We start from the raw sequence: 21,888 nt of genomic DNA, 5'->3' as shown, positions 1-21,888 counted from the left end.
GTAATCCTCCCTGACGCGATATCCTGAAGATGGTGGAACGGAGATGGACGACAACCCCGTCATTCGGTGAAGACCTCTTCGCGCTTCTTCGACATCGACGGCAGCAGCGCGATGACGAGGATGGCGACGGCGACCAGCAGCAGCCCGGCGGAGATCGGCCGCTCGATGAAGGTCAGGAACGAGCCGCGCGAGATGATCAGCGCCTGACGCAGCTTCTCCTCCATCAGCTTGCCAAGCACGAAGCCGAGCAGCATCGGCGCGGGCTCGAAACCGAGCTTGATCAGGAGATAGCCGAACAGGCCGAACAGCGCGGTGAAGGCGACGTCGACGGGCTGGTTGTTCACCGAGTAGATGCCGATCGAGCAGAAGATCAGGATCGCCGGGAACATCAGGCGGTAGGGCACCTGCAGCAGCTTCACCCAGACGCCGACCAGCGGCAGGTTGATGACCAGCAGCATCAGGTTGCCGATCCACATCGAGGCGATCATGCCCCAGAACAGGTCGGGATTCTTGGTCATGACCTGAGGGCCGGGGATGATGCCGTGGATCGTCATCGCGCCGACCATCAGCGCCATCACTGCGTTCGGCGGGATGCCGAGGGTGAGCAGCGGGATGAAGGCGGTCTGGGCGCCGGCGTTGTTGGCCGCTTCCGGCCCGGCGACGCCCTCGATCGCGCCCTTGCCGAAGCGGGACGGATCCTTGGCGATCTTCTTCTCGATCGTATAGCTCGCGAACGGGCCGAGCACCGCGCCGTTGCCGGGCAGGATGCCGAGAATGGCGCCGACGCTGGTGCCGCGCAGCACCGGCGCGATCGACTGCTTGATATCGTCCCAATTCGGCAGGAGCCGGCCGATCTTGGTGCGCACGACGTCGCGCGTCTCCGGGTTCTCCAGATTGCGCAGCACCTCGGCGAAGCCGAACACGCCCATCGCCAGCACGGCAAAGTCGATGCCGTCGGAAAGCGGCGGGAAGCCGAAGGTCATGCGCTCCTGGCCGGTCTCGAGGTCGGTGCCGACAGTCGAGAGCAGCAGGCCCAGCATGATCATGCAGAAGGCCTTGAGGATCGAGCCGCGCGCCAGCACGACCGCGAAGCACAGGCCCATCACCATCAGCGAGAAGTACTCGGCCGGGCCGAACAGCAAGGCGAGCTTGGTGAGCGGCGCGCCAAGCGCTGCGATCACCATGGTCGCGACCGTGCCAGCGAAGAAGGACGCGAGCGCCGCCGTGCCGAGGGCGACGCCGGCACGGCCCTGCTTGGCCATCTGGTGGCCGTCGAGCGTGGTCACGACCGAGGTCGCCTCGCCGGGGATATTGACCAGGATCGCCGTGGTCGAGCCGCCATATTGCGCGCCGTAATAGATGCCGGCGAGCATGATCAGCGCGCCGACCGGGTCGAGCCCGAAGGTGATCGGCAGCAGCATCGCGATGGTGGCGATCGGTCCGACGCCGGGCAGCACGCCGATCAGCGTTCCCACCAGGCAGCCGGTGAAGCAGAGCGCAATGTTCTTCAGGGTCAAGGCGACACCGAAGCCGAGCGCGAGATTTGCGAACATCTCACTCATGAATCAGATCCCCAGCAGCCAGGGCGCCAGCGGGATCGGCAGGCCCAGTGCATATTTGAACAGCAGCGCGCAGCCGGTCGTCATCACGGCGGCGAAGATAAGGAGCTCCTTGAGTTTCACGTCCTCGGCCGCCAGGCCGGAGATGATCACGACGAGCGGGCCGGAGACGAGCATGCCGAGCTGCGGCACCTTCAGGGGGCCGATCTCGAAGCCGCGGACCGTCAGGCCGAAGACCACCGCGGCGCCGAGCACGAAGATGACGCCGCGCCAGGACCAGCCGGAAAGCTTCTCGCCATTGTAGCGCAGCGAGTTGAAGGCGAGCAGCGCGCCGAGCCCGGCGCAAATCCAGGCGAAGGCCTTGGGCAGCATGCCAGGGCCGATCTGGCGCAGTGTTCCCGGCGAAAGATCGCTCGACAGGAAAAGCGCCAGCGCGGCCAGCGCGATCATGAACAGGCCGGCTCCCAGATCCTGCGTCGAGCGGATGCGCCAACCTCGCGCGGCCTCGATCTTGTTCAGACTCATCAATGTCCTCCGGCTCGGGTGGTTGCTGTGCGCATGGCGGATTTCCTGCCACGCCCGGTTACGCTGAACGGTAGCACATTGCCGTCGTCGATGAGGGTCACGCTCTCGCGCAGGATGGCGAGGAAGTCGTCGCGGGCAGCGAGCTTCTGATGCGGCCGCCAGGCGACGCCGACGAGGGCGCCGGGGGGCGGCGGATCGAGCAGTGCGCCGCGCAGGCGCCGCATGGTGACGCCCGGGAAGCTCAGCCGCGAGACCCAGTCCGGCGCCAGCGCCATGCCGAGCCCGGCTGCGACCGCGGACATCATCGCCGGCTTCTCTGTTGCCTCGATGGTGACGTTGGGGACCGCGCCGACGCTCTCGAAATAGGCCATGACGAGGTCATAGGCGAAGGGGCGGATACGCTTCGACGGCACAACGAAGGGCTCGCCGACCAGATCCTGCATGGTCAGGTATTCGCGGGCGGCGAGCGGGTGGCTTTCGCTCAGCACCACGATCGGCCGCTCGACGCGCAGGATCTCGAAGGCGCAGTCGGTCGGCTTGCGTGGTGGCCGCAGCAAGGCGAGGTCGAGCTTGCCGGCCTCCAGCATCTGCACCAGGGGCGCCGTCATAGCCTCGACGAACTTGATCTCGATGCCGGGATGGCGCGAGCGGAAGGTGACGAGCGCTTCCGGCACGAAGCTCGACGATGCGGCATCGATCGCGCCGACCCGCAGCACCTTGCTCGAGGCCAGCGAGGCCTCGCGCACCGAGCGGGAGGCGCGCTCCATCCGGACCAGGATGGCCTTGGCTTCTTCCAGCATGATGAGCCCGGCACGCGTGAGCGCGACCTGCCGCGTGGTGCGGGTCAGGAGGCTGACGCCGAGCTCGTCCTCGAGCGCGCTGATCTGGCGTGAAAGTGCCGGTGGTGCGAGGCCGAGCCGCTCGGCAGCCCTGCCGAAGTGCAGCTCTTCCGCCACCGCGATGAAACATCGCAGTTGCCGCAGGTCCATGGTTGTTGCGCTCCCCTCTGGCGTATCGTTTTTTGTGATATCGTCCAGTCGTTTCGGTTATGCCCTTTAGCGCCTGTCGCCAGTTTTGCGACCCTAGAGCAATTCATAATTTTTTGGCAACAAAGCTCGCAGTCACGAAAGCGGCGTCCACAGGGTGAACGCCGCATTCGGCGATGCCGCAGTTACTTGATCTTTTCAGGCTGGTGAGTGGCGGTCCGGCCAGGTCAAGGCGCGGGCGTGGCGGCCTGCTTGGTCTTCCACAACCCGGCCACGCGCCCGTCGATCAGCGCCAATCCGACGAAGATCGCCGCCATGCCGGCGAAATGGCGCGGCAGCAGCTCCTCGCCCAGCAGGCCCGAGCCGAGCAGGATGGCGCTGACCGGGATCAGGAAGGTCACGAGCATGACATTGCTCGGTCCTGCAGTGCGCATGATCCGGAAGAAGAGGATATAGGCCAGCGCCGTCGAGATCAGCGCCAGGCCGAGCGCCGCGAGGATGGCCTGTTGCGAAGGCACCGGCAGCGTCCAGGGCGGATGCAGAACGAAGACGATCGGAACGATCATCACCGTCGAGGCACTGAGCTGGCCGGTGGCCGCAACGAGTGGTGACAGGCCGCGGAAGCGCCGTCCGAACAGGCCGGAGAAGGCATAGGAGACCGCGGCGAGAACGCAGGCGAGCTGCGCCATCAGGTTGGAACCGAGGCCGCCGAGCGCGTCGGGACCCATCAGGATGCCGACGCCAATGAGGCCGGCCAGCACGCCGCCGAGCTTCAACCCGGTCGCCTTCTCGTTGGCGAAGCAGTGCATGACCAGCACAGCGAAGATCGGCGTCGTCGCGTTCAGGATCGAGGCGAGGCCGCTCGCGATCTGCTGCTGGCCCCAGAGGAACAGGCTGAACGGGATCAGATTATTGAGGATGCCCATGCCGAAGAAGGCGAGCCAGATACTGCGCCCCACCGCCATGGACTGTCCGGTGATCCGTACCACGAGGAGCAGCGACAGCGCCGCCAGACCGACGCGCACCTGCACGACGGCGAAGGGCGGCCACTCCGCCACGGTGAGCTTGTTGAAGAAGAACGAGCCACCCCACAAGATCGAGAGGGCGACGAGCAGAAGCCATTCTATCGGCCCCATGCGCAGCGAGGGAGCGGAGGTCGACTGTGTCATGACGGAAGCTGTCCTCGCAGGGCGGGTCATCCTGCGTCAGTAGGCAGCCGGGCAGGGCCCGACCACCCGATTTCCGCAGTCGTCTTACGCAGGTTCAGCTTCGCGCGCTGCCCACATCGCCTTGAAGGCGGGCCGGGCATGGCAGGCGTCGAGCCAGGCCTTGACGTTCGGCGCCGCGTCGAAGAGCTGCGTCGCCGGCTTCGCGTAGCGGATGATCTCGGCGACGTTGATGTCGGCGACGGTGAAGCGCCCGCCCATAACAAAGCCGCTGCCCTCGGTCAGCGCCTTATCGAGCACCGCAAAGGGAGCGGGAAGGGCGGCGAGAGCCGTGGCGACGATGGCGGGATCGCGCTTCTCCGGCGGATAGGCGGCGAGGTGGTAGGTCAGATTGAGCGCCTGAGTCTCGCATTCGGTCGCGGCCCAGAGCGACCACATCGCCGCGAGCCCCTCTTCCTGCACATCCTTCGGCGCGACGGGCCCGCCATGCTTGCGGGCGAGATAGAGATTGATCGCCAGGGATTCGTGCAGGACGAAGCCGTCATCGTCGATCGACGGCACATGACCGTTCGGATTGACCGCCATGAACTCGGCGCTGCGCGTGTGGATCGGCGCGCCCGGGGCATCGGGATCGGGCAGGCGATAGACCTGGATCACCGGCACATGTTTGAAGGCGAGGCCGAGCTCGTTGGCGAGCCAGACATTGCGCGTCGCGCGCGAGCGGTAGCAGCCATAGATGGTCAGGGACATGAGCGGGATTCCGGCGAACGGGAGGGGCTCCGAATCCAGCGGATGCGGAGAAGAATATTCTACGAAGCTCAGCCGAGCTGACGCAAGGTCTCGCGGGCGATGATCAGGCGCTGGATCTCCGATGTGCCCTCGTAAATCCGGGTGATGCGGGCGTCGCGCGCATAGCGCTCGACCGGGAAATCGCGGCAATAGCCGGCGCCGCCATGAATCTGGATCGCCGCGTCGGTGCAGCGATGTGCCGCCTCCGAGGCGAAGAGCTTCGCCATCGAGGCCTCCCTCGAGAACGGCTCGCCGCGATCCTTCTTCGCGGCGGCATCGAGGATCAGCAGGCGCGATGCGTGCAGATCGACCTCGCGATCGGCGATCAGCCATTGCAAGCCCTGGAATTCGGTGAGGGCCTGGCCGAACTGCTTGCGCTCGCGGGCATAGGATTTGGCGGCGTCCATCGCGGCCCGCGCGATGCCGAGCGAAACCGCGGCGACGCCGATGCGCCCGCCAGCGAGCTCGCCGACCGCGACCCGGAAGCCGTCATTCTCCTTGCCCATCAGATTGGCGGCCGGGACACGCGCCCCATCGAAATGGATCGTATTGGTGGCCGAGCCGGTCTGGCCCATCTTCTTCTCGGCCTTGCCGACGCTGACGCCGGGCGTATCGGCCGGCACTAGGAAGACCGAAATTCCCTTGCCCTTGGGGACATCGGGATTGGTCAAGCCCCAGACCACAAAGAGCCCGGCATATTCGCCCGAGGTGATGAAGATCTTCTCGCCGTCGAGAACGTAGGCATCGCCGTCGCGCCGGGCGCGCAGCTTCATGCCAGCGGGATCCGAGCCCGCTCCGGCCTCGGTCAGGCAGAAGGCGCCGGCCGGATAGCGGCCGTCGGCGAGCTTCGGCAAGTGGTCGGCCTGCTGCCGGGAGGTGCCGACCGCCTGGATGACCTCGCCGACCATGTTGGTGACCGAGGTGGTGACCGCCGTCGAGGCGCAGGCCGCAGCCAGCTCCTCCAGCGCCAGCGCAAAGGCGACGGTGCCGGCTTCCGTGCCGCCGAAACCGGCCTGGATGTTGAGCGCCATGAAGCCGTTTTCGGCGAGCAGCTTCAGATTGGCGAGGAATTCCGGCCGGCCCTCGCCGCGGTCGAGCCGCTCCGCCAGAGGAGCCAGCCGTTCGGTCGCGAGCTTGCGCGCGCTCTCGCGGATGAGCTCTTCCTCCTCAGTCAGGGCAAAATGCATGGGGCTGGCTCACTCGGGGAACAGGAGCGCAAACTCTAGAGCCTGCGTCGGTGGCCGCCAATGCGCGGCTTCGCCCGCCGCGTCGTGCGCAAGGAAGCTGCGATGCTCGAAGGGGTTGACGAATGCAGCGCCCGGGCGCATGTGCGCCCCGTTCGTCGATCCGCGCTTCCGGTCCGGCCGGCGACCCCACAGGAACCCACGACCCCCATGCCAAGCGACAGTCCCAGTCGACAGTCCTTGCCGTCCTCGGCTCGCCCGGGCGCCTGACCCTTAACCGGCAGGCTCGCCCCGGTTTGGCCGCTCGACGGCCAAACCAGAAGGAAGCGAGTCATGAACGCCGCTGTCACCGAAACCTTGCCCATTGCCGGCCTCGCCGCGCCGGATCTCGCCGTCACGCTCGCCCGTGCCCACGTCGCCGACATCGTCGAGGCTTTGAACGAGCATGAGCCGGTTTATGCCGCGCAGGCGCTGCTCAGCCTGCCCAAGGGGAGGGCGGTCGATGTGCTCGACCAGCCCGAACTCGCGGAACCCGGCGCAATCCTGAAGGCACTGCCGCTCGAGCGCGCCATCGCCTTGATCCAGGGCATGTCGTCCGACCGGATCGCCGACATCTTCCGCAACGACCTCTCCGAGCCGGAGCGGCATCGCTTCGTCGCGCGGCTCGACCGTGAGACGAAGGCCGCGCTCGCCTCGCTGCTCGCCTATCCCGAGCACAGCGCCGGCGCGATCATGACCACGGAATTCGTCAGCGTTCCCGCCGATTGGACGGTCGCGCGGACGCTCGAGCATGTGCGCACAGTCGAGCGTACGCGCGAGACGATCTACGCGATCTATGTGCTCGATCCCGTGACGGGCACGCTGCAGCAGGCCGTGGGGCTGCGCCGCCTGATTTCGGGCGCGCCCGATGCGCTCGTCGGATCCGCTGCCGGTCGGCGCGAACCGATCAGCGTCTCGCCGCTGACCGATCGCGAGGAGGTGGCGCGGCTGATCGCCAAGTACAACCTGCTCGCCGTCCCCGTCGTCGACGAAGGCAGGTGCGTCCTCGGCATCGTCACCGTCGACGACGTCATCGACGCGATGGTCGACGAGACAACGGAGGACGTCCACAAGCTCGGCGGCATGGAGGCGCTCGGCGAGCCCTACAACCAGATCGGCTTCTTCAAGATGATCAGGAAGCGGGCCGGCTGGCTCAGCATCCTGCTCGTCGGCGAGATGCTGACCGCGTCCGTCCTGCAGCATTACGAGGGCGCCCTCGAGAAGGCGATCGTGCTCACCCTGTTCATTCCGCTGATCATGAGCTCGGGCGGCAATTCCGGCTCGCAAGCGACCTCGCTGATCATCCGCGCTCTTGCGCTGCGCGAGCTCTCCCTGCGCGACTGGTGGCGCGTGGCGTTGCGCGAAGTGCCGACTGGACTGACGCTCGGCGCCATCCTCGGAGCGATCGGCTTTGCCCGCGTCGTGGCCTGGCAGAAGCTCGGCTTCTACGATTATGGAGAGCATTGGCCGCTGGTGGCGGCGACGGTCGGCGCGGCGCTGCTCGGCATCGTCACCTTCGGCTCGCTGACCGGCTCGATGCTGCCCTTCATCATGACCCGGCTCGGCTTCGACCCGGCCAGCGCCTCGGCCCCCTTCGTCGCGACGCTGGTCGATGTCTCCGGCCTGGCGATCTATTTCAGCATTGCCCTGCTGATTCTGAATGGCACGCTGCTATAGCGGGTCGAATGTCGCTCAGGCGGCCGTGCGCGCGACCACCCGGTTGCGGCCGGCCGCCTTGGCTTCGTAGAGCGCCTGATCCGCCGCCTCGACGAGATCGGGCCAATTGCCGCCGGCAGGCGTCATCGCGGCGACGCCAAAGCTGGCGGTGACGCTCACCGTCGCGCCGGTATCGAGTGCGAAGGGCGCGGCGAGGAAAGTGCTGCGCAGACGCTCGGCGATCTGGTCGGGTCGAGTCGTGGGGTCCGCCAGCAGGATGGCGAATTCCTCGCCGCCGAAACGGGCGATGACGTCCGCCGGTCGCAGGGCCGCCTGCAGCCGGCGGGCGGTTTCCTTCAGCACCTCGTCGCCGGCGATATGGCCGTAATTGTCGTTGATCCGCTTGAAATGGTCGATGTCGAGCAGGATCAAGGGCAACGGCTGCTGCTCGGGGCGCGCCGCCAGCATGCTCGCGGCGCGTTGTTCCAGGGCGCCGCGGTTCAAAATCCCGGTCAGACCGTCCGTTTCCGCCAGCTGCCGCAACTGGGCCGTCAGCTTGAGCTTTTCCCGGTCGAGGGCGTCACGCTCGATCAGCTTGCCGCGCAATCTGTCGAGTGCCGTGAAGAGGCTGCCGATTTCGCCGCGCGTGCCGCCCGCCGCAAAGGATCCGCCGGTCTTGCCGGCGGCCAGGGCCATGACGGCGTCCCGTGCCGACAGAAGCGGGCGGAACAGCAATGTCTGGCTGGCGATCACAAGCACGAGCTCGAGAAGCAGAGCGATCAGCGTGACGGCGCTGATGATGATCAGGAGCCGGCGCGCATGCTCGCCATCGGCCTTCACCTTCGCCATGGCGGAATCGAGATACATGTCGCGCAGCCGTTCCAGCGAGCTGAAGGTCGGCACGATCTGGTTCGTGAAGGTGATCGTGTCGAAGCCGTAATTGCCGTCCTGGCCGGTGGCGAGGAGCTCGCGGTAGATCGCCATGCCCTTGCCGAAGAAGTCCTCGACTACGGCGCGGCGCGTCGCCGCGATTTGCGGGTCGGTGTTCGTGCCGGTCTGCTGTTCGACCAACTGCCAGAAACCGAGTACGCGGCCATAGGCGATATCATGTGCCGAGCGGTGTTCGGGGCCGATCGGCGTGCGCGCTGCAATCGAGGCGACGAAGTTGGAGCCCATGCGCCCGACCTGCTCGCGGATGTCGCTCAGCATCCGGGCGACCAGCGCTGTACCGATCAGATGATCGGATTCGGCGGTGTTGAAATCGCTGATCGCGGCATCGACCAGCGCCTGCGCCGTGTCGACGACGCCGAACATCGTCAGGACGACTTTGTGGAAGTCCTGCGGCCTGCGCACCCGCAAGGGCTGCCTGTCGAGAGCATCGATCAGTTGCCGGGCCTCGGTCAACGACCGCTTCGTCTCGGCCAGCTGCTGCGAAAAGCCGGCGATCGGCGATAGCCGATCCAACGCCGCATCGGTGTTCGCTCGGAATGTGATCAGGCGCCGGCGCGAAGGGCTGTCGGTGCTGGGCTCCTCGCCGAGCACGCTGTTGACCGGGCCCCGCTCGGCCGAGAGACGGTTCACGGCATGCATCACCAACTGGAAGCGCTCGAGCCGAGTCTCGCTGAGCCGGGTCGCCTGGAGTTCCCGATAATAGGTCGAGATCAGGATCGTGCCGAGAACCACGGAGCAGCCGAGGATCACCGCGAGGGCCGCCCAGAACCGGTAACTGAGAGTGTGATGCTTCGACATGGCATTACCGGAAGGAGCTTCGGCGCTTGCCGACGGTCTGCGAAAACGCGTCGGCAGAGCGGAGCCGTGCAGACAGAGCGTCTGGTTATCGAAGTTGCGCAGCTGCGCACGGCACCCTGGAAGATGTGCGGCGCTTTCCTTAATATTCCGCTGCGTCAGCGTCGATGCCGGCGACGCGGCGCATTCCTTGCCGGGCTGAGTCTATGGAAATCCTGACCGAGCGGCTCTCGCTGCGCCCCACCAAGCTCTCTGACGTGCCGGCACTCTTCACCTTTCTCGGCGATGCCGAGGCGATGCTGCACACGCAGCAGTTCGCGACGCTGCGCGCCTGCCGCCGCCACGTCGCCGGACATGAATGGCAGCGCCGTCGACTAGGCTGCGCGCCCTGGACGGTCAGGAGTCGCGCAGACGGCGCGATCATCGGCTGGGGAGGTTTGTTCGAGGACCCGTTCGATCCGGGCTGGGGCGTCGAACTCGGATACTGGTTCGCACCCGCGGCCTGGGGCAAGGGCTATGCGAGCGAGCTGGCCGCGGCAAGCGTCGTCGAGGCGCGCGACCAGTTGCATCTACCGGAGCTGCGGGCTTTCGCCCGTCCGGAGAATGTCGGCTCATGCCGGGTTCTGGAGAAGGCCGGTTTCATGCGCCAGCGCTACATCCCCGAGCTGGAGCGCCATCTCTATCGGCACGCGCTCGAACGCTGACCTCAGCTCGCCAGCACCCGCTGCGGCGGGAAGGTGACTTCGACCAGCGTGCCTTCCTTCTTGACGCTGGTGATGGTCAGCGCTGCCCGGTTGGCCTCGACCAGCGCCTTGGTCAACGGCAGGCCGAGGCCGGTGCCGCCGGCTCTGCGGGTCGTCGGCACCTGCCGGAACGGCTCCAGCGCCAGCTTGATCTCGTCATCGTCCATGCCGATGCCGGTGTCGCGCACCCGCAGGATCGCCTCGCCCTGGTCGCCGAGCGCGGTCGAAACGATCACCTGCCCGCCGGCGTCGGTGAACTTCACCGCATTGGAGAGCAGGTTGATCACGATCTGGCGCAGCGAACGTTCGTCGGCGACGACCGGCGGCAGCTTCGGCGCCAGCCCCGAGCGCAGCACGACGCGGCCGCGTTGGGCTTCCGGCTGCAGCAGGTTGACGGCCGAGAGCGCGATCTCGTTCAGGTTGACGCTGCCGAAGTCGAGGTCGAGCTTGCCGGCCTCGATCTTGGCGAGGTCGAGCAGGTCGTTGACCAGGCTGATGACGTAGCCGCCCGACAGGTGGATGTCGCGCAGGTATTCCTTGTAGCGCTCGTTCTCGATCGGCCCGAAGCGCTCCTCGGCCATCACCTCGGCGAAGCCGATGATGGCGTTGAGCGGCGTCCGGATCTCGTGGCTGATCTTGGCGAGGACGTCAGATTTCTGCGCGCTCGCCTTCTCGGCGGTCTTGCGCGCCTCGACCAGCTCGCCCTCGGTCTTCTTCCAGGCGGTGATGTCGCGCAGCACCGCGCAGAACTTGCTGTCCGGCTTCTCGGCAATCCGCCCCATGGTCATGAACAGCGGGATGCGCCCGCCCTGGCGCACGCGGCCGATGACCTCGCGGCCATCGTTCATCAGCGAGGCGACGCCGCCGCCGATCAGGCCGTCGAGATAGTCGAGCGCCGGTGAATGGCTTTCCGGCGCGAACAGCAGGGTGAAGAGCTCGCCGGCGACCTCGCGCTGGTCGTAGCCGAACAGCGCCTCGGCGCTCTTGTTGAGCGAGAGGATGCGGCCGCGCCCGTCGACGGTGACGACCCCGTCGGTCGCCGTGTCGAGCATCGCCGAAAGCTCGGCGACGCGGGCGTCGCTTGCCTCGCCCTCGAGCCGGAGCTGGGCCACCCGGGAGGCGCTCTCTTCCTCCTCGGCCTCGAATTCGGCCGCGAGCTCCTGCTCCTCGGCCTCTTCGGGCGACAGCATCTTGAGATCGCCACCGGGCACGCTGTTGCGGAAGGCCATCAGCGTTGCGGGCTCGCCCTGCCAGCTGACGCTGGAGAGCCGGCCATCGACGCTGATCAACCCGCCCTTGCGGTCGACCAGGATCATCGCACCGTCGCTGCTGCGGCTCGCGCCCTTGATCAGCTGGCTGACGCCACCGGCCGAAGTGAGGTCGTCGAGATCGGCATAGTCAAGCAGATCGAGCAGGGTGCGGTTGGCATAGAGCGCAGCCTCGTCCCGGTTGACCAGCACCGCGATCGGCAGGCGGTCGAGGATCTCGGCATGGGCGTTGGCGACGCGCGGCCGCTGCTCGGAGACGGCGGCTGGCGGAGCGGTCGTCGCAGGAGCGTCCGTCTGCGGCTCATCGGCGTCCTTGGCACGGATGCGCAACGGTGCAGCGACCGGCAGGCGCGGCTCGCCGGGTGCGTCCTCCTCGCCGGCGATGCGGGCGCCGAGCGCCTTGGCGATCTCGCGGAAGGCGTTTCTCTCGGCCGAGGACAGCAGGGTCTTGGACGGTTCGAGCACCGGGCGGACGGCCGCCAGATGGCCGTTGCGCAGCGGGACGACATTGGCCCGCGGTGCCTCGGGGGGCGACTGCGGCGGCTCGTCGGCTTTTGGCGCAGCGTCGTCGTCATCGGCTCGCGCCGTCGGAGCTTCAGTATCGGTCTCTGTGGCTTTGGCTGTCGCGTCCTGGATCTCTGCCTGTGCAGGCGCGTCCTCTTCAGTCTTGTCCTCGCTGGAATCGGTTTGGGTCGCCTCAGCTGCGGCTGCCTCGACAACCTCGTCCGAAACCTGTTCAGGCACGGGGTCTTCCGTGACTGCCACCTCCGGGAGGTCTGCCTCTGGGGCATCGGCTTCCGGCGCGACCGGGACGAGCACCTCTATTGGAGCCTCCCGCTCAGGGAAAGCCTCGTTGGCCGTCGAGCGGACCAGGCCGAAGCCGCGAAAGCCGGCGGGGTTGCGCTCGCTGTCGAACAGCGGAAAGCCGGAAAGCTCGACGCGGGCGCCTTCGCCCGAGTGAACGCGCCACAGCACCGCCCGGCCGCTCCAGGTCGACGAGGTCGCGAGACGTTCGGCCAGATCACCGTCGAGGTCGAGAACGTCGGTGGCGAGCAAAGCGGGCCAGTCGAGCCCTAGAGTCGCGCTCGCGGCCTGCTGGCCGACAAGCTCGGCGAATTCCCGGGACAGGCTGGCCAGCGTGCCATCCAGGTCGCTTTCCCACAGGAAGCGCAGGTTGGCGCGACGCTGCTGCTCGGGTGATTCGGCTTGAACATCAGCTGCTGTGGCGATCGTCGCCGGAGCAGCCGGGGAGGGCGAGGCCGTCGCTGCCGCCGGAGCGCGCGGCTCTTCCTGCGGCACGGTGATGCCCAGGCGGCGCAGATCGGAGGCTGTGACGCCGAGGGCCAGCGCCGAGCCGGCGCCGGCTTCGACGAGCTTGCAGGCGCAGGTCACGAGCCCGGCAAGCGAAGCGCCCAGCCGCAGTCTTTCGAGCCTGAGCCCGTTGCGCGAGGCGAGTCCGCCGGCAAGCAAGCGCAGGCGTTCGCGCGTTGCCGCGGGCAGTTTCGCGGCTCCGCCGAAGGCGTTGAGCAGCGCCTGGCCGCCGGCGTTGGCGAAGCCCGGTTCGTCACCATTGGCCGGCCAGAGCAGCAGCGCGCCCTTGCTGGCAAACTCAGCAAGTGCGGGATCTTGCGCCAGCGCGCCGGCAAGGCCGTTCCAATCCTGCACGGATTCGTTCATCCCGTTCCGTTCAACCTGCTGGCGACCAGCCCGCGCGAATATACCTAACAAATCTTTAATAACCGCGCGAGGTGGGTGAATCCATGCGGGAACTCCGCCTCTCCCCTGACGTTTCCAAACAGCGTTAATATCGCGATGGTCGCCTTTGCCGAGGCGGCGTTGTCATTGCACTGCAATAATGATATTGCAGTGCACAATTAAGGCTCGACGCCAGACACGGCGAGGAAGCCTGGCTCGGTCACAGGAGGACCCACCATGGACGGCAAAAACCCCTACGAAGTCCCCACCGAAATGCGCGAATTCGCCGAGAAGAGCGTCGACCAGGCCCGCAAGGCTTTCGACGGCTTCATCGGCGCGGCCCAGAAGGCTGTCGACGGCGCCCATGGCTCGGCCGAGTCGGCCCGCGTCAACGTCCAGGACATGACCAAGAAGGCCATGACCTATGCCGAGAGCAATATCGCGGCCGCCTTCGACCTCGCCGACAAGCTGGTCAAGTCCCGCGACATGAACGAGGTGCTCCAGCACCAGTCCGAGTTCCTGAAGGCCCAGGTGGCCGCGCTGCAGACGCAGCTCAAGGAAGTCAGCGCGACTGTGCAGGATGTCGCCAAGAAGACAGCCGAGACCGCCGCCAAGGCGACCAAGCTGAAGTGAAGCCGGCGCGCCACGGGCGCGGAGCGGGCTTTCACGATGAGGCGGCCGGGCCAGCGCACGACCCCGTGAGGCAGTGAACTCCTTGCGGGGACGTGACCTAGGTCCGGTTTCGTCGATTGCGCAGGCCCGTCCTGCCGGAACTGTGAAGGAGAGATCCGATGGCGAAGCAGACTATCCCCGGCAAGGCTCCGATCAGCCTCGCGCCGGTCAAGGCATTGAGTGAGTCGAAGCCGGCGGCACCGGTCGTGCCTGCCAAGACCCCCGAGGCCAAGCCTGCGGTGGACGTGAAGCCTGTGGCCGCCCCGGTCGTGGCTGCGCCCGTGCTCAAAGTTGCGCCTCAGCCGGCCGCCGCGCCGGCTGCACCCCAGCCGGTGGTGAAGGCTGCCGCTGTGCCGCCGGTCGCCAAAGCTCCCGAGGCCAAGCCCGTGGTGGACGTGAAGCCGGCCATTGCTCCGGCGGCAGCGATCTCCGCCCCGAAGGTCGAGGCCAAGCCTGTCGCTTCCAAGCCTGCCGCCCCGCAGCCAGTAGCTCAGCCGGTCGCGAAGGCTGCTCCCGCCGCCCTCGCCAAATCTGCGCCGCAACCCGCCGCCAAGGTTGTCGCGGAGCCCGCCAAGCGCATCGTCCTGCAGAAGAAGGTTGCGAAGCCGGCCGCCAAGGCTGTGGCTGTGAAGGCCGCGCCCGCCAAGCCCGCTTCCGTGCCGGCCAAGATCGTGGCTGAGCCGGTCAAGGCGCAACCTGTTCCCGCCAAGGCCGAGCCCGTTGCGGTGAAGCCGGTTGCTCCGGTTGTGGCAAAGCCCGCTCCCGCCCCGCTCAAGCTCGTCGAAGTCGCTCAGGTGGCGAAGCCTGCTCCTGCTCCTGCTGCCACGCCTGCCGTCGCCAAAGCGGTCGAGGCGCCGAAGCCGGTTGCGGTTGCGCCCTTCTCGGCCGTCAACTGGTTCGAGCCGACGCTGGCTCTGACCCGCACCTTCGGGGCCGTCCAGGCCAAGGTGCTCGATCACGCCTGCGCCGAGCTCAAGGCGACGCTGGGCGAGATCGAGACGCTGGCGCGCACGCAGAGCGCCGCCGACGCGGTCGCGCTCCAGGCCAAGGCCTTCCGCCGCAGCTATGAATCGCTCGCTGCCCATCTCGGCGATCTCGCCGCGACCGCCCGCAAGGACCTGCCGCGCTCCTGATTTTCAAAGCCGGCGCGGTTTTCCCCGCGCCGGCCTGCATTTCGCCGTTGCATTCGGCGAAACGCGGCACTAGGTTCCGCGCCGTCGCCGGAGAGCTTCCGGGCGCCGCGACATCAGGCGCAAGCCGTGCAGCCATAGCTCAGTTGGTTAGAGCGCTAGATTGTGGATCTAGAGGTCCCCCGTTCAAGCCGGGGTGGCTGTACCATCTCTCCTTATCCGGTTCCGTTGGTCCTTGAGATTGCGCGCGCGGCCTACGCCGGCCTAGCTTGCCGCCCTGACTGCGCGGCACCGGCCGCCGGCTTCGGGAGCACGCCATGCCCAGCAAGATCGATCTCCTCAATCCCGCCTCGCTCTCGCCGCCGACCGGCTATTCGCACCTCGCCATCGTCAAGGCGGAGCGGCAGGTTCATGTCTCCGGCCAGGTCGCTTACGACCCGATGGGGAAGGTGGTGGGGGAGGGCGATATCGCCGCCCAAGCCGAACAGGTCTACGCCAACCTCGCCGCGGCGCTGGCTGCTGCCGGGACAGACTTCACCAAGGTGTTCAAGCTGGTGACCTATGTCGTCGACCTCAGCACCGAGAAGGCGGTTGCAGTGCGCAAGGTACGGATGAAATACCTCGGCGACGGCCCCTATCCGGCAAGCACCATGGTCGGCGTCACCGCCCTGGTCGATCCGCGCCTCCTGATCGAGATCGAGGCGAGCGCCGCGCTGGATTGAGTGCCAGCCGGCAGGACTTGCGACAAAGGGCGACGCTCGCCATATCCGGTTCACGCGGTTGGGTTCGCCTTTCGCGTACGGAGCGCTGCGCAAGCGGGCTCCGGTAGTTCCAGAGGCGCCTTTCAAGGGCTTCGTGATGACGCGTCCGCCTAGCCTGTCGCATCCCTTCCTGCTCGGCTTCGACGATATCGAGCGGGCTCTCGACCGGGTCGCCAAAGGCGCCGGCGATGGCTATCCGCCCTATAACATCGAGCGCATGCCGCGCACCGAGGACGAGCCCGACAAGCTCAGGATCACGCTCGCGGTGGCCGGATTTTCGCGCGAACAGCTCGAGATCACGCTGGAGGAAAACCAGCTGACCATCCGCGGCCGGCAGGTCGACGACAAGACGCGGCATTTCCTGCATCGCGGCATCGCCGCGCGGCAGTTCCAGCGCTCCTTCCTGCTCGCCGACGGCATGCAGGTTCTGGGCGCCGATCTCTCGAACGGGCTGCTCGCCATCGATCTGGCCCGTCCGGAACCGGAACGGCTCGTCCGGCGTATCGATATCATGAGCCGCGACTAGGGGCCTTCAAGAAGGCGCTTCATAGACGTCAGTCCGAGAGGCATGCGGTTTGCCTTCCGTTCATAATCATGGATGCACAATCAAACCGCCTCGCACTGCTCTGAAGGAGGGCGCGATGACTGAGACCAGAGAGACCCCCCTGACCACGGCTGAATTTGCCGCCCTCGGCAACGGCCAGGTCGCCTATCTCAAGCCGATCATGTCGGACGAGCTGGCGCGCATCTTCCCGCAAGCGCCGGAAATCGAGCCCGGCCTGCAGCTCTTTGCGCTGCTGGCTGCCGATGGCGCGCCGATCCTGGTGACCGATTCCCGCGAGGCCGCGACGGCCAACGCCTGGGAGCACGATCTCAGGATGGTCAGCCTGCACTAAGGTTTCAGGCCGTCGCGGGTACGACCCCCGCGACGGCTGTCACCAGACGCTCGATGTCGTCCGGTGTCGACAGCCGATGGTCGCCATCCTTGATCAGGGTCAGCACGACCGGATCGTGCGGCAGATGTTCGACCAGCTTCAGCGCTTGGCCATAGGGCACATCGGGATCCTTCATTCCCTGCAGGATATGAACGGCGCACCCGGTTTCGATCGGCCGTCCGAACAGCAGATGGCGCCTGCCGTCTTCGATCAGCGCCCGCGTGATCGGCATCGGCTCGGGCGAGTATTCGGAAGGCCGCTGCCAGACGCCATCCTTCGCGATGGTTTCGCGGACAGCCTCCGGCATCTGCGCCCACATCAGCTCTTCGGTGAAGTCGACGGCCGGCGCGATCAGCACGAGGCCAGCCGGGCGCAGTTGCGACGCGCTCTGGCGCAAACGCAGGGTCGTCAGCAACGCGACCCAGCCACCCATCGACGAGCCGACCAGCACAGCCGGGCGTTGGGTATGGGCGGCCAGCACCGCCTGCGCGTCCTCGATCCAGTGCGACATCGTCCACTGCGCGAAGTCGCCACTCGATTCGCCATGGCCGGCATAGTCGAAGCGGATGAAGGCGCGTCCCGCGCGCTCGGCCCAGGCGGCGAGTGCCTCGGCCTTGGTCGCCCGCATGTCCGAGCGCAATCCGCCGAGCCAGACCACCGGCGGGCCTTTGCCGGCCTGCGTCAGCACCGCGATCTCGCGGCGTTCCGCGCCGGCGCCGACGCTCAGAAATTGCGGCTCAGGCCTCGTCACCCTATGCTCTCCTGTGGTGAACCGGGTGAAAGCAGGCAGATGCCAGCTGCAATACCGCCCGATTTGGTCATCATCTGAACCCGATAGCACCCGCGAGTCGCCAAGCAGAAGGCCTTTTCGAGTAGTGAGCACCTCCCTGCGTTCCGGCGCACAATTGTCCCTTCCTTCGACCGAGACGCATCCGCTCGCCGGGCGCACCGTGCTGCAGATCATCCCGGATCTGGAGGCGGGGGGCGCCGAGCGTACCGCCGTCGACATCGCCGCGGGGCTGACCGAAGTCGGCGCGCGGGCGCTGGTCGCGACGGAAGGCGGACGGCTCGTCGCCGAGCTGCAGGCCAAGGGCGGCATCTGGCTGCCGTTTCCGGCCGCGGCCAAGAACCCCGTCTCGATGCTGCTGAACGTGCGGACCTTCGCCTTGCTCTGCAAGCGCGAGCGCGTCGATCTCGTCCATGCCCGTTCGCGGGCACCGGCCTGGGTCGCGCTGGCGGCGACACGGGCGCTGAAGCTGCCCTTCGTCACCACCTATCACGGCTCCTACAACGCCCGCTCGGCCGTGAAGAACCTGTATAATTCGGTGATGGCGCGCAGCGACTGCGTGATCGCCAACTCCGCCTACACCGCCGATCTGATCCGGGCCCGGCACGGCTTCGCCCGTGACCGCATTCGCGTCGTCCATCGCGGCACGGACTTCTCGGCCTTCGCGCCGGCGGCGGTGAATCCGGAGCGGATCAGCGCGTTGCGCAGCGCCTGGGGCGTCGAGCCGCATCAGCGCATCGTGCTGCTGCCCGGCCGGCTCACCGGCTGGAAGGGTCAGAAGGTGTTGATCGAGGCGGCGCGCCAATTGCGCGACGCTGGCGACGAGGACACCGCCTTCATCCTCGCTGGTGATGCACAGGGCCGCGACGGCTATGTGCGCGAGCTCGACGACGCCATCGCCAAAGCCAAGCTCGAAGGGCGCGTCCGCCGTGTCGGCCATTGCAGCGATATGCCGGCCGCTTTCCTGGCGGCCGCCGTCGTGGCCGTGCCCTCGACCGAGCCCGAAGCCTTCGGCCGTGTCGCCGTCGAGGCGCAGGCTATGGGCACGCCGGTCGTCGTCTCCAATCTCGGCGCCGTGCCGGAGACGGTGCTGGCGCCGCCGCAGGTCTCGCCTCAGGAGCGCAGCGGCTGGCATATCCCGCCCGGCGATGCGGCAGCGCTCGCCGAAGCGTTGCGCGAAGCGCTGGCGCTCAGGCCGTCTGCCCGCGACGCGCTGGCGCGCCGCGCCAGGCTGCATGTCGAGCGCCATTTCTCGTTGGCGTCGATGGTCAACGACACACTCGACGTCTATTGCGCCCTGCTGGGGCGCTGAACCCCGCTTGATCCATTGACAACGCTTCGCGTTGTGCAATGTGTCTCACCAACGGCGCGATGCGCCAATCATAGGAGAATACAGCCATTCGTCGTCCCTTCCGAGCCGCACCAACCCCCACCAAGGACGGTCCCCGCGCCAACCGCGACATTCGTGGCGTCCGCGACGTCCAGCTCATCGACGATACCGGCGCCAACCGTGGCGTGGTCTCGTTCTTCGAGGCGCTCAAGATTGCCGAGGACGCCGGTCTCGATCTGGTCGAGATCGCCCCCAATTCTGAGCCGCCCGTCTGCAAGATTCTTGACTATGGCCGCTTCCGCTTCCTCGAGCAGAAGAAGGCGGCCGAGGCGCGCAAGAAGCAGCGCACCATCGAGATCAAGGAAATCAAGCTCCGCCCTGGCATCGACAAGCACGACTACGACGTGAAGATGAAGGCGATGCACGGCTTCTTCGACGAAGGCGACAAGGTGAAGGTCACCCTGCGCTTCCGCGGCCGCGAGATGGCGCACCAGGACCTCGGCGTGAAGGTGCTGGAGCGCGTCAAGGCCGATCTCGTCGAGATCGCCAAGGTCGAGAGCGACTGGCAGCTCGAAGGCCGCCAGATGGTGATGGTGCTTGCGCCGAAGTGATGCCGAGCCGCGCGCCCGAACAAGGCTCGCATTCGCATCGTTTTTTAAGAAGCCCGGCCGTTTCGGCCGGGCTTCGTTGCATTGGACCCGGCCATCAGTCGACCAGGTCAAGGCATTCCCTGGAGCCCGTTTCGATCAGACGGTTCCAATCTGATCGGATCCGGCTCTAGCTGACGGAGCGGATGATCTCGCGATAGGCCGCCTCGGGGAAAGCCTTGAGCGTTTCCGTGCGGACATTGCCGAGCATGGCCAATTGCAGGCAGAAGCGCGCCTGCACGGCATCGTCCGGCGCCTCGCAGATGACGACCATGTCGTATCTGCCCATCGTCATGAAGAAGGCTTTGAAATCGCCGCCCATATCCTTCAGCGCCTGTTTGGCGGTGTCGAGACGGGCGGGCGAATCCTTCAGCTTGCGCGCGCCCTGATCGGTCCAATTGAGCAGCATGATGTAGGTGGTCATCGCGCCTCTCCCCGAAAAGGCCCGGCCTTTCGTCGGAAGCTGCCTACGGCGGCCGGCTTGTCGCCGCATCGGTTCCGGATGGCCGTTGAACCATCCGCCGGGCCTGCCTCGCCACTCTAGCACGATGGACGGGTATCAGGCAGAGCCTAGGGGCTGAGCAGCCGCTTCAGCTTCCGCACGGCGCTGTCCGGCGTCGTCAGCACCGGCTTGCCTGTCGCGGCGGCGACCGCCGATGCCGCTCGCGCCAGGCTGAACTGCGCCAGTGCGATCGTGTCGCAATCTGCCAGATCGGCTGCCGCCAGCGCCGCCAGCCGATCGTGCTCGGGCCCGTCGCCGCGATCGAGCGCGGCGAGCGCGCCTTCGGCGAGCTTCGGCACCACCGTCAGCGATCCCGGAAACTCCGGCGGCATCGACTGGAGCGTTGGCCCGAAGCTGGCGAGGAGACCGATCCTGCCGCCGATCGCCTGCGCTTCTTCGATCATCGCCTCGTTCGGCTTCAGCACCGGCAACGGCGACAGAGCCCGCTGCACCGTCTCGATGCAGGGCCCGAAGGCCGAGCAGGTGAAGAGGATGCCGTCGGCGCCGGTCGCCCGCGCATAGCTCGCAAGACTCAGGAAACGCCCGGTCATCGCCTCGGTGATCCGCCCGTCACGGGACAGATCGGCCGAGAGGCTGTCGTCGAGCAAGTTCATCAGCGTGGCCTCAGGCCACAGCCGCGCGAACGCCGCCTCGATCGGAGGCGGCGAATGGCGCAGCGCATGGATCAGCGCTATCCGCATCAGCGAATGGGATGCGGGTATTGCAGCCCGCCCTTCGAGGCGAGATCGTTCAGCCCCCGCTTCAATTGCAGCTTCGAGCCCGCGCCGACATTGCGCTCGAAGCTCTCGCCGTAATTGCCGACATGCTTGATCACGCGATGGGCCCAGTCATTGGAGAGGCCAAGGCCCTCGCCGAACTTGCCCTCGGTGCCGAGCAGGCGCTTGACCTCGGGATTGCCGGATTTGAGCTGTTCCTCGAGATTGGCCTTGCTCACCCCGAGTTCCTCGGCGTTCAGCATGGCGTAATGCACCCATTTCACCAGCGCGACCCAGCTCTCGTCGCCGCGCTTCACCGCCGGGCCGAGCGGCTCGCGCGAGATCAGCGTCGGCAGGATGACGAAATCGTCCGGCTTGGAGAATTTCAGCCGTTCGGCGGCGAGGCCCGAAGTGTCGGTGGTGAAGGCGTCGCAGCGCCCGGCTTCCAGCGCCTTGACGCCTTCCTCATTGGTGGCGAAGCCGATGATCTCGTATTTCAGTTTATTGGCGCGGAAGAAGTCGGCGAGGTTGAGCTCGGTCGTCGTGCCTTGCGTCACGCAGATCGAGGCGCCGTCCAGCCCCTTCGCCTCGCTCACGCCCAGCGACTTGCGCACCATGAAGCCCTGGCCGTCGAAGTAGTTGATGATTGGCCAGGACATGCCCGCGGTGGTGTCGCGCGACATCGTATAGGTCGCGTTGCGGGCGAGCATGTCGACCTCACCCGACTGCACCACGACGAAGCGCATCTGCGGCGTCGTCGGAATGAACCTGACCTTGTTCGGGTCGTTGAAGATCGCCGCGGCGACGGCGCGGCAAAGGTCGATGTCGAGTCCGTCCCAGCGCCCGTCCGATCCCTGGATGCCGAAGCCGGGCAGGGCGATGTGATTGCCGCAGATCAGTTCGCCGCGCGCTTTGACGCGCTCAAGCGTGCCGGTCTGGGCGGCAGCGGCGCCGGCAAAACCAAGTGTGGCGAGGCCGGCGAAGAGCAGATGTTTCAATGGTTTGGTCTTCAGTCGTTTCATGGCAGTTCCCCTGTGGTGGTCGCTACGGGC

At 66.8% G+C, this 21,888-nt stretch carries 21 protein-coding genes and 1 tRNA gene; 10 read left to right on the top strand and 12 right to left on the bottom strand.

What is annotated here, in order from left to right; genetic code table 11:
• Window positions 1–59 precede the first annotated feature (59 nt).
• The 6 genes from B6S44_RS20045 to B6S44_RS20020 form a co-directional block, all read right to left on the bottom strand.
• Entirely contained in the window at window positions 60–1,562 is a 1,503-nt protein-coding gene (locus B6S44_RS20045; protein ID WP_129158622.1) for a tripartite tricarboxylate transporter permease, read from the bottom strand.
• A gap of 3 nt (window positions 1,563–1,565) precedes the next feature.
• Complete coding sequence (locus B6S44_RS20040; RefSeq protein ID WP_129158621.1) at window positions 1,566–2,084, bottom strand: tripartite tricarboxylate transporter TctB family protein; 519 nt, start codon at window positions 2,082–2,084, stop codon at window positions 1,566–1,568.
• Entirely contained in the window at window positions 2,084–3,073 is a 990-nt protein-coding gene (locus tag B6S44_RS20035) for a LysR family transcriptional regulator (RefSeq protein WP_126113456.1), read from the bottom strand. The genes B6S44_RS20040 and B6S44_RS20035 overlap by 1 nt, the downstream gene beginning before the upstream one ends.
• Before the next feature lie 224 nt (window positions 3,074–3,297).
• Window positions 3,298–4,239, bottom strand: coding sequence for a DMT family transporter (locus B6S44_RS20030; protein WP_248309659.1), 942 nt, complete (start codon window positions 4,237–4,239; stop codon window positions 3,298–3,300).
• Between the two features lie 84 nt (window positions 4,240–4,323).
• Complete coding sequence (locus B6S44_RS20025; RefSeq protein ID WP_129158620.1) at window positions 4,324–4,986, bottom strand: glutathione S-transferase family protein; 663 nt, start codon at window positions 4,984–4,986, stop codon at window positions 4,324–4,326.
• Window positions 4,987–5,054: 68 nt separating this feature from the next.
• Complete coding sequence (locus B6S44_RS20020; protein ID WP_129158619.1) at window positions 5,055–6,212, bottom strand: acyl-CoA dehydrogenase family protein; 1,158 nt, start codon at window positions 6,210–6,212, stop codon at window positions 5,055–5,057.
• Window positions 6,213–6,542: 330 nt separating this feature from the next.
• Here B6S44_RS20020 and mgtE point away from each other — a divergent pair, with 330 nt between their 5' ends.
• Window positions 6,543–7,925, top strand: a complete 1,383-nt coding sequence (gene mgtE / locus B6S44_RS20015) for a magnesium transporter (protein ID WP_129158618.1) — start codon at window positions 6,543–6,545, stop codon at window positions 7,923–7,925.
• A 15-nt stretch (window positions 7,926–7,940) separates the two neighbouring features.
• On the opposite strand, the gene B6S44_RS20010 is transcribed toward mgtE, so the two are convergent.
• On the bottom strand, window positions 7,941–9,653 hold the full coding sequence (locus B6S44_RS20010) for a GGDEF domain-containing protein (protein WP_129158617.1): 1,713 nt from the start codon (window positions 9,651–9,653) through the stop codon (window positions 7,941–7,943).
• 203 nt (window positions 9,654–9,856) lie between these two features.
• Between B6S44_RS20010 and B6S44_RS20005 the strand changes: the two genes are divergently transcribed.
• Window positions 9,857–10,354, top strand: a complete 498-nt coding sequence (locus B6S44_RS20005; protein WP_129158616.1) for a GNAT family N-acetyltransferase — start codon at window positions 9,857–9,859, stop codon at window positions 10,352–10,354.
• A gap of 2 nt (window positions 10,355–10,356) precedes the next feature.
• On the opposite strand, the gene B6S44_RS20000 is transcribed toward B6S44_RS20005, so the two are convergent.
• The gene (locus B6S44_RS20000; RefSeq protein WP_129158615.1) at window positions 10,357–13,338 is read right to left on the bottom strand and encodes a sensor histidine kinase; all 2,982 of its coding nucleotides are present in this window, start codon (window positions 13,336–13,338) and stop codon (window positions 10,357–10,359) included.
• A 255-nt stretch (window positions 13,339–13,593) separates the two neighbouring features.
• Between B6S44_RS20000 and B6S44_RS19995 the strand changes: the two genes are divergently transcribed.
• The 6 genes from B6S44_RS19995 to B6S44_RS19970 all read left to right on the top strand — a co-directional run bounded on the left by B6S44_RS19995 (window position 13,594) and on the right by B6S44_RS19970 (window position 16,815).
• Window positions 13,594–13,989 (top strand): phasin, encoded by a 396-nt coding sequence (locus B6S44_RS19995; protein ID WP_129158614.1) that lies wholly within the window; start codon window positions 13,594–13,596, stop codon window positions 13,987–13,989.
• A gap of 158 nt (window positions 13,990–14,147) precedes the next feature.
• Complete coding sequence (locus B6S44_RS19990) at window positions 14,148–15,161, top strand: hypothetical protein (RefSeq protein ID WP_206735196.1); 1,014 nt, start codon at window positions 14,148–14,150, stop codon at window positions 15,159–15,161.
• A gap of 128 nt (window positions 15,162–15,289) precedes the next feature.
• Window positions 15,290–15,366: transfer RNA gene (locus B6S44_RS19985), tRNA-His, on the top strand.
• Window positions 15,367–15,475: 109 nt separating this feature from the next.
• The gene (locus B6S44_RS19980; RefSeq protein WP_129158613.1) at window positions 15,476–15,880 is read left to right on the top strand and encodes a RidA family protein; all 405 of its coding nucleotides are present in this window, start codon (window positions 15,476–15,478) and stop codon (window positions 15,878–15,880) included.
• A 136-nt stretch (window positions 15,881–16,016) separates the two neighbouring features.
• Window positions 16,017–16,445: an Hsp20 family protein gene (locus B6S44_RS19975; RefSeq protein WP_126113446.1), complete on the top strand. Its 429-nt coding sequence runs from the start codon at window positions 16,017–16,019 to the stop codon at window positions 16,443–16,445.
• Window positions 16,446–16,560: 115 nt separating this feature from the next.
• On the top strand, window positions 16,561–16,815 hold the full coding sequence (locus B6S44_RS19970; protein WP_129158612.1) for a BQ00720 family protein: 255 nt from the start codon (window positions 16,561–16,563) through the stop codon (window positions 16,813–16,815).
• Window positions 16,816–16,819: 4 nt separating this feature from the next.
• On the opposite strand, the gene B6S44_RS19965 is transcribed toward B6S44_RS19970, so the two are convergent.
• Window positions 16,820–17,605 (bottom strand): alpha/beta hydrolase, encoded by a 786-nt coding sequence (locus tag B6S44_RS19965; protein WP_248309658.1) that lies wholly within the window; start codon window positions 17,603–17,605, stop codon window positions 16,820–16,822.
• Between the two features lie 124 nt (window positions 17,606–17,729).
• Between B6S44_RS19965 and B6S44_RS19960 the strand changes: the two genes are divergently transcribed.
• Together B6S44_RS19960 and infC are read left to right on the top strand one after the other, a co-directional pair.
• The gene (locus B6S44_RS19960) at window positions 17,730–18,953 is read left to right on the top strand and encodes a glycosyltransferase family 4 protein (protein ID WP_248309657.1); all 1,224 of its coding nucleotides are present in this window, start codon (window positions 17,730–17,732) and stop codon (window positions 18,951–18,953) included.
• 86 nt (window positions 18,954–19,039) lie between these two features.
• A complete protein-coding gene (infC, locus tag B6S44_RS19955; protein WP_129158609.1) occupies window positions 19,040–19,582 on the top strand; it encodes a translation initiation factor IF-3 in 543 nt (180 codons plus the stop codon).
• 166 nt (window positions 19,583–19,748) lie between these two features.
• Here infC and B6S44_RS19950 read toward each other — a convergent pair whose 3' ends face one another.
• The 3 genes from B6S44_RS19950 to B6S44_RS19940 all read right to left on the bottom strand — a co-directional run bounded on the left by B6S44_RS19950 (window position 19,749) and on the right by B6S44_RS19940 (window position 21,858).
• Window positions 19,749–20,042, bottom strand: coding sequence for a GYD domain-containing protein (locus tag B6S44_RS19950; protein WP_129158608.1), 294 nt, complete (start codon window positions 20,040–20,042; stop codon window positions 19,749–19,751).
• Window positions 20,043–20,188: 146 nt separating this feature from the next.
• Entirely contained in the window at window positions 20,189–20,821 is a 633-nt protein-coding gene (locus B6S44_RS19945; RefSeq protein ID WP_129158607.1) for an aspartate/glutamate racemase family protein, read from the bottom strand.
• Window positions 20,821–21,858, bottom strand: a complete 1,038-nt coding sequence (locus tag B6S44_RS19940; RefSeq protein WP_129158606.1) for an amino acid ABC transporter substrate-binding protein — start codon at window positions 21,856–21,858, stop codon at window positions 20,821–20,823. Before B6S44_RS19940 ends, B6S44_RS19945 begins: the two co-directional genes overlap by 1 nt.
• Between the last annotated feature and the right edge of the window lie 30 nt (window positions 21,859–21,888).

It is taken from the genome of Allobosea sp. Tri-44 (assembly GCF_004123845.1).
Lineage (GTDB): Bacteria > Pseudomonadota > Alphaproteobacteria > Rhizobiales > Beijerinckiaceae > Allobosea.
Note: the sequence above shows the minus strand (reverse complement) of the source record. Positions and strands in the feature narration are given on the sequence as shown.

Bases quoted from the DNA above. Each gene is read 5' to 3' on its own strand.
- B6S44_RS19950 (WP_129158608.1), bottom strand. From the start codon at position 20,042: ATGACCACCTACATCATGCTGCTCAATTGGACCGATCAGGGCGCGCGC.
- B6S44_RS19975 (WP_126113446.1), top strand. From the start codon at position 16,017: ATGACGCGTCCGCCTAGCCTGTCGCATCCCTTCCTGCTCGGCTTCGAC.
- B6S44_RS20005 (WP_129158616.1), top strand. From the start codon at position 9,857: ATGGAAATCCTGACCGAGCGGCTCTCGCTGCGCCCCACCAAGCTCTCT.
- B6S44_RS20010 (WP_129158617.1), bottom strand. From the start codon at position 9,653: ATGTCGAAGCATCACACTCTCAGTTACCGGTTCTGGGCGGCCCTCGCG.
- B6S44_RS20030 (WP_248309659.1), bottom strand. From the start codon at position 4,239: ATGACACAGTCGACCTCCGCTCCCTCGCTGCGCATGGGGCCGATAGAA.
- B6S44_RS19940 (WP_129158606.1), bottom strand. From the start codon at position 21,858: ATGAAACGACTGAAGACCAAACCATTGAAACATCTGCTCTTCGCCGGC.
- B6S44_RS20000 (WP_129158615.1), bottom strand. From the start codon at position 13,338: ATGAACGAATCCGTGCAGGATTGGAACGGCCTTGCCGGCGCGCTGGCG.
- B6S44_RS19970 (WP_129158612.1), top strand. From the start codon at position 16,561: ATGACTGAGACCAGAGAGACCCCCCTGACCACGGCTGAATTTGCCGCC.
- B6S44_RS19945 (WP_129158607.1), bottom strand. From the start codon at position 20,821: ATGCGGATAGCGCTGATCCATGCGCTGCGCCATTCGCCGCCTCCGATC.
- mgtE (WP_129158618.1), top strand. From the start codon at position 6,543: ATGAACGCCGCTGTCACCGAAACCTTGCCCATTGCCGGCCTCGCCGCG.
- B6S44_RS19995 (WP_129158614.1), top strand. From the start codon at position 13,594: ATGGACGGCAAAAACCCCTACGAAGTCCCCACCGAAATGCGCGAATTC.
- B6S44_RS19980 (WP_129158613.1), top strand. From the start codon at position 15,476: ATGCCCAGCAAGATCGATCTCCTCAATCCCGCCTCGCTCTCGCCGCCG.
- B6S44_RS20035 (WP_126113456.1), bottom strand. From the start codon at position 3,073: ATGGACCTGCGGCAACTGCGATGTTTCATCGCGGTGGCGGAAGAGCTG.
- B6S44_RS19990 (WP_206735196.1), top strand. From the start codon at position 14,148: ATGGCGAAGCAGACTATCCCCGGCAAGGCTCCGATCAGCCTCGCGCCG.
- B6S44_RS20020 (WP_129158619.1), bottom strand. From the start codon at position 6,212: ATGCATTTTGCCCTGACTGAGGAGGAAGAGCTCATCCGCGAGAGCGCG.
- B6S44_RS20045 (WP_129158622.1), bottom strand. From the start codon at position 1,562: ATGAGTGAGATGTTCGCAAATCTCGCGCTCGGCTTCGGTGTCGCCTTG.
- B6S44_RS20040 (WP_129158621.1), bottom strand. From the start codon at position 2,084: ATGAGTCTGAACAAGATCGAGGCCGCGCGAGGTTGGCGCATCCGCTCG.
- B6S44_RS20025 (WP_129158620.1), bottom strand. From the start codon at position 4,986: ATGTCCCTGACCATCTATGGCTGCTACCGCTCGCGCGCGACGCGCAAT.